Genomic DNA, 4,108 nt, shown 5'->3' with positions numbered 1-4,108 from the left:
CCGGTGTGTTCGCGGCGGTCACCGGGAGCGAACCGGAGCCTCCCGCCCCCGCGCCCGCCCCGGGCCCCCGGGCGCAGCGCCCGCTCAAGTCCTCCGCCTACCGACTCCAGCCCCTGACCGGCTACGGGCCACGGCGCGCCGCGCCCGGCCGGACCATGGTGCGCCGCGAGCCCCTGCTGCGCGTGTCCGGGCGGGGCCGGACCATGGTGCTGACCTTCGACGACGGGCCCGACCCCCGCTACACCCCGGACATCCTCGACACCCTGGCCGAGCACGACGTGCGCGCCATGTTCTTCGTCTGCGGGGAAATGGCCGACGCCAACCGGGACCTGGTCTCCCGCATGGCCGACGAGGGGCACGTCGTCGGGAACCACACCTGGTCCCACCCGCTGCTGACCCGGCTCAGCCGCTCCCGCATCCGCTCCCAGATGGAACGCACCAGCGACGTCATCGAGGAGACGTACGGGGAACGCCCCCAGTGGTTCCGCGCGCCCTACGGCGCCTGGAACCGGGCCGCCTTCCAGATCGGCGCCGACCTCGGCATGGAACCGCTCGCCTGGACCGTGGACACCCTCGACTGGACCACGCCCGGCGCCCGCGCCATCGCGCGCCGGGTCGAGAACGGCGCCGCCCCCGGCGTCGTGGTGCTCTCGCACGACGCCGGGGGCGACCGCTCCCAGAGCGTGAAGGCGCTGCGCTCCTACCTTCCCGATCTGCTGGACTCCGGCTATCACGTGACCGTCCCCCGGCGGCAGTACGCCTGACGGCCCGCGCCCGCCCGGCCGGGGAACCGCTCAGCGGACCTCGACCAGGCGGGCGAAGGTGACGACGTTGCCCTCGTAGCCGTTCTGCTGCGAGAAACCGCCGCCGCAGGTGATGACCCGCAATTCCGCGGTGCCCTTGGAGCTGTAGACGCGGTCGCCGGGGAAGTCGTCCTTCGAGAAGACCTCGATGCCGTAGATCTCGAAAACGGCCGTCTTTCCGTCCTGCCGGGAGACCTCGACGCGATTGCCCTTCTTCAGGGCCCCCAGCCCGTAGAAAACGGCGGGGCCCTGCTTGTTGTCGACGTGCCCGACGACGACGGCGGTGCCCTTCTCGCCGGGGGAGACCGCGCCGGTGAACCAGCCGGCCAGGTTCGGGTCCTCCGGGGGCGGCGCGTCCACCCAGCCCTCCGCGTCCAGACCGACCGGCATCACCGGCGCGTCGACCTGGATGGCGGGGATCCTGACGCGGTCGGGCACGGAGTACGGCAGCGGGTCCCGGGCGGACTTCGCGAAGGTGCCGCCGGACACCCGGCCGTCCGTCGCGGCGGCCGAGGCGGGCTGCGGCGGACCCACGTCGAATTCCCCCGAACCATTCCGAATGAGCGCGAGGCCGGTCAGCAGAACAAGCGCTATGACGCCCCACGGAGCGCGCTTCCTCCGCCGCTCCTCCTCTTCGGCCAGTTCGGACTCATGCATGGGCCATCCCCTCTCGACACGGCCGTCGCCGCGTCAATTCGCGCATACGAGAACGCTAAGCGCCGCGCGGAAAACCGGCGACGGGGCAGTGGCGAACGGGTGGCCCGAAAGGCTTTCGTGCGCCATCCGAGTCGCGGCCGGTCGAATTTCTCTGACGGTGCGTGACCTGCGGCGATACAACTTCCCGCGTATATCCCGCGGTCGGTCCGCTCACCAGGACGGACCATTGCCGAAATGCGGGCCCGCGCAAGGCAACTGAGGGTCTTTCTGGGAGGCGCTTTCTCGCCGATTCTCCGGGGACGGGTCCCGGGGCGCCTTCCGCGGAGGATCACATGCGCAACTCTCGTGCCCTGGCGGTGTCCGCCACGGCTGTCGCCGCCCTCGGGCTCGCCGCTCCCGCGGCCGTCGCCTGGGACACCCCGAGCAACATCGTCGCCCTGCCCAGTGTCATCGCCCGCGGCGGCCAGCTGACCGTCACGGTGGACGGCTGCCCCAAGGGCGGCACGATGACCTCGAACGCCTTCGGAACGGCCTCGCTGTCGCCGGTCCACGGCGCCAACGAGACGTCCAAGGGCACCGCCACCATCAAGAGCAACGCCCGCCCGGGCGCCTACGACATCACGGTCAACTGCTCCGGCAAGACCCTGACCAAGCCGGCGGCCTTCACGGTCATCGGCGGTGTCCGCGGCGGTCTCGGCGGCAGCAGCTCCACCGGCGCGACGCCGACCGACATGGCCATCGGCGGCGCGCTGGTGGCCGCGGCCGCCGTCGGCGGCGGGCTGTTCTGGATGCGCCGCCGCGCCGAGAAGCAGATCTGACCGCACGGCCGGGCGCTCCCGTCCGGCCTTCGATCCGCCCCCTCCGGATCGCTCGGATCGCACGGCCACAGGCCTTCGCCCCGGATCCTCACGGATTCCGGGGCGAAGGCCTGTGGCCGTGGGCGTCGTCGTCAGGCGCCGTCCTCGCCGCTGCGGCGCCGGGACAGGTGGTACGCCGCCCCGACCGAGCCGACGATCAGCACCGTGCCCAGTCCGATCTCCTCCAGGTCGAAGCCGGCGACGGTGCCGCCCTCGCCGGCGTGCACGCCGTGCGGCGGGAGGGGGTGATGCGTGGGTTCCGGGCGGCCACCGGCGATGGTCAGGCTCGTGGACCCGCTGGAGCCGTCACACGCGAACGTCACCTGGTAGACCGCGCCCGGCTTGGCGTCCCAGTCGACCACGGCCGTCGCCGTCGACCGGCGCGGCGGGATGGTCACCGGGTCGAACACCGCCGAGGTCACCGTCGCGGGACCCTTGCACTCGCCGTCGTCCCGGTTCACGCGCAGGGTGACCTGGCCGCCCGCCGCGATGGTGAAGGGCAGGACACTGAAGCCGAACGGGGTGATGTCCCCCTGTCCGTAGGCGGCGGCCGACGGCGCGGTCAGGGCGAGGGCGCCGACGCCCAGCAGCGCGGCCGAAGCGACGCGTATCGCGCGCATGTGAATCCTCCGGGTCCCCGAGGAGCAGCGGCGGACCTTTTCCGCTCGCGTCAGAAATGCACCTCGATGACCGAAACGCTAGGAACAGGCGAACGGGCGCGCGAACGGTGTCGGGCGAACGGGGCAACCTTGTGGGCCGCTCAGGGGACGGCGCCCGCGTGGCGCCGTCCCCCGCGCGGCCGGTGCCGGGTCAGTTCCCGAGGTGAGGGAAGAGCCGCAGGAACGGATCCGCCGAGGCGGCGATGCCGCGGCTGTAGGGCGCGTCGAAGTCCCAGATCAGGAAGAGCAGGAAGGCGATCAGCGCGGAGAACACCCCGGCGAGCACCAACTCGCGCGCGGAGCGCCGGATTTGCAGCGCGAACACCATCCCGATGGTCGCCGCGGCCCCGACGACCAGCCCGAACCACACCACGCCCGGCATGGTCGCGCCGGTCGACTCCGCCCGGGCGTTGCGCGCCTGGTCCGCGGCCGTCACCTGGTCGAGGAGCGGCTGGTAGGCCTGCGCCTCGAAGTCGGTGCGCGGCTGGTAGTCGGTGACGTCCGCGCGGACCCGCTCCAGCAGCTCGGTGCCGTGGTCGGTGACGCGGCCGTGGTCGGCCATGGCCCGCCACTCGACGGTCACGACGTGTCCGACATAGGCGTTGACATCGTCCCGAATGCGGTCGCGGACGTCGGGCGGATAGACCCGGACCCGCTCGGAGATCTCGTGCAGCGCGAGGGCCTCCGCCCGCACGTGCTGCTGGGCCGCGCTGCGGGCCTCCCACACACCGGCGATGGCGAGACCCAGGACGATGGCGTACACCACGCCGATCCACATCGTCATGTACTCGATGACGTCCGGAGTCTCGCTGGGGTCCTCGTCCTCGGACGCGGTGCGGTCCCGTACGAGGGTGACGACGACCACCACGGCGCACGCGGCGAGCATCGCGAGGATGAGAACAAGCCATTCCGGCAAGAGGTGCCTCCAGGGGTCAGCGGGGCCGCAGCGCGACGACGGCGATCACCGCGGGAACCGTGATGAGCAGGACGAAGACGAGCGGGGACGGCGCGTCGCGGGTCGGCTGTCCGCGCGGCGCGGCGCGGTGGCGCGGGTAGCGCACCGGGGACAGGGACGGGCTCGGGGCTGGTCCGGCCGACGGCGGCGGCCCGGGGGCCGGTGGGGGAGGGGGCG

5 protein-coding genes and 1 pseudogene are annotated in these 4,108 nt (G+C 72.6%); 2 read left to right on the top strand and 4 right to left on the bottom strand.

From position 1 onward, the window contains the following. Positions 1-5: 5 nt before the first annotated feature. On the top strand, positions 6-764 hold the full coding sequence (locus QC282_RS31900) for a polysaccharide deacetylase family protein (protein WP_279553085.1): 759 nt from the start codon (positions 6-8) through the stop codon (positions 762-764). Positions 765-794: 30 nt separating this feature from the next. Here the strand turns inward: QC282_RS31900 and QC282_RS31895 are convergent, their stop codons facing one another. After that, positions 795-1,460 (bottom strand): class F sortase, encoded by a 666-nt coding sequence (locus QC282_RS31895; RefSeq protein ID WP_279553084.1) that lies wholly within the window; start codon positions 1,458-1,460, stop codon positions 795-797. A 332-nt stretch (positions 1,461-1,792) separates the two neighbouring features. Here QC282_RS31895 and QC282_RS31890 point away from each other — a divergent pair, with 332 nt between their 5' ends. Beyond that, positions 1,793-2,278: a hypothetical protein gene (locus QC282_RS31890; RefSeq protein WP_279553083.1), complete on the top strand. Its 486-nt coding sequence runs from the start codon at positions 1,793-1,795 to the stop codon at positions 2,276-2,278. 131 nt (positions 2,279-2,409) lie between these two features. On the opposite strand, the gene QC282_RS31885 is transcribed toward QC282_RS31890, so the two are convergent. The 3 genes and pseudogenes from QC282_RS31885 to QC282_RS31875 form a co-directional block, all read right to left on the bottom strand. Continuing rightward, complete coding sequence (locus QC282_RS31885) at positions 2,410-2,937, bottom strand: hypothetical protein (protein ID WP_279553082.1); 528 nt, start codon at positions 2,935-2,937, stop codon at positions 2,410-2,412. A gap of 190 nt (positions 2,938-3,127) precedes the next feature. After that, the gene (locus QC282_RS31880) at positions 3,128-3,892 is read right to left on the bottom strand and encodes a DUF4239 domain-containing protein (RefSeq protein ID WP_279553081.1); all 765 of its coding nucleotides are present in this window, start codon (positions 3,890-3,892) and stop codon (positions 3,128-3,130) included. A gap of 16 nt (positions 3,893-3,908) precedes the next feature. Beyond that, positions 3,909-4,108, bottom strand: a pseudogene (locus QC282_RS31875) (hypothetical protein); the annotation flags it as partial.

Origin of the sequence: Streptomyces sp. DH24 (assembly GCF_029813775.1) — a bacterium.
Lineage (GTDB): Bacteria > Actinomycetota > Actinomycetes > Streptomycetales > Streptomycetaceae > Streptomyces.
The sequence above is the reverse complement of the archived record's forward strand: the minus strand, read 5'-3'. Positions and strand labels throughout refer to the sequence as shown.